Here is a 1,362-nt window from a genome sequence, read left to right on the forward strand (position 1 = left end):
ACGCGATCAACGGCTCCCAACTCTTCGCGACCAATTCCATCGTGGATTCGCTGTCGACGACGGTGTCGTCGTCCAGCAGCGCGATCTCGTCGCTGTCGACCGGCATCACTTCGTTGTCGACGGGGCTCAGCTCGACCGATAGCTCGGTGGCATCGCTCTCGACCTCCACATCGACCGGTCTCTCGTCGGCAACCAGCTCGATTTCGTCGCTCTCGACGTCGACCTCGACCGGCATCAGCTCGTTGTCCACGGGTCTGAGCTCGACCGACAGCTCGGTGGCTTCGCTCTCGACCTCCACGTCGACCGGCCTGTCGTCGGCAACCAGCTCGATCAGCTCGCTCTCCACGTCGACTTCGACCGGCATCAGCTCGTTGTCCACGGGCCTCAGCTCGACCGACAGCTCGGTGGCTTCGCTGTCGACTTCCACGTCGACGGGCCTCTCGTCGGCAACCAGCTCCATCAGCTCGCTGTCCACCTCGACTTCGACCGGCATCAGCTCGTTGTCCACGGGCCTCAGCTCGACCGATAGTTCGGTGGCTTCGCTCTCGACCTCCACGTCGACCGGCCTCTCGTCAGCAACCAGCTCGATCAGCTCGCTGTCCACGTCGACCTCGACCGGTATCAGCTCGTTGTCCACGGGCCTCAGCTCGACCGATAGCTCGGTGGCTTCGCTGTCGACCTCCACGTCGACGGGCCTCTCGTCGGCAACTAGCTCGATCTCGTCGCTCTCGACGTCGACCTCGACCGGCCTGTCGTCGGCAACCAGCTCGATCTCGTCGCTGTCCACGTCGACTTCGACCGGCATTAACTCGTTGTCCACGGGTCTGAGCTCGACCGACAGCTCGGTGGCGTCGCTGTCGACCTCCACGTCGACCGGCCTCTCGTCGGCAACCAGCTCGATTTCGTCGCTGTCCACGTCGACCTCGACCGGCATCAACTCGCTGTCCACGGGTCTCAGCTCGACCGACAGCTCGGTGGCATCGCTGTCGACCTCCACGTCGACCGGCCTGTCGTCGGCAACCAGCTCGATTTCGTCGCTGTCCACGTCGACCTCGACGGGTATCAACTCGCTGTCCACGGGCCTCAGCTCGACCGACAGCTCGGTGGCTTCGCTCTCGACCTCCACGTCGACGGGCCTCTCGTCGGCAACTAGCTCGATCTCGTCGCTCTCGACGTCGACCTCGACCGGCCTGTCGTCGGCAACCAGCTCGATCAGCTCGCTCTCGACGTCGACCTCGACCGGCATTAACTCGTTGTCCACGGGTCTGAGCTCGACCGACAGCTCGGTGGCGTCGCTGTCGACCTCCACGTCGACCGGCCTCTCGTCGGCAACCAGCTCGATTTCGTCGCTGTCCACGTCGA

Annotated in this window: 1 protein-coding gene; it reads right to left on the reverse strand. The window is 64.3% G+C overall.

From position 1 onward, the window contains the following. Window positions 1–1,362: hypothetical protein (locus tag LGM71_RS33355; protein ID WP_319000410.1), on the reverse strand; the 1,362-nt coding region annotated here is incomplete at both ends.

The organism is Burkholderia sp. AU33545 (assembly GCF_020419685.1).
Lineage (GTDB): Bacteria > Pseudomonadota > Gammaproteobacteria > Burkholderiales > Burkholderiaceae > Burkholderia > Burkholderia diffusa.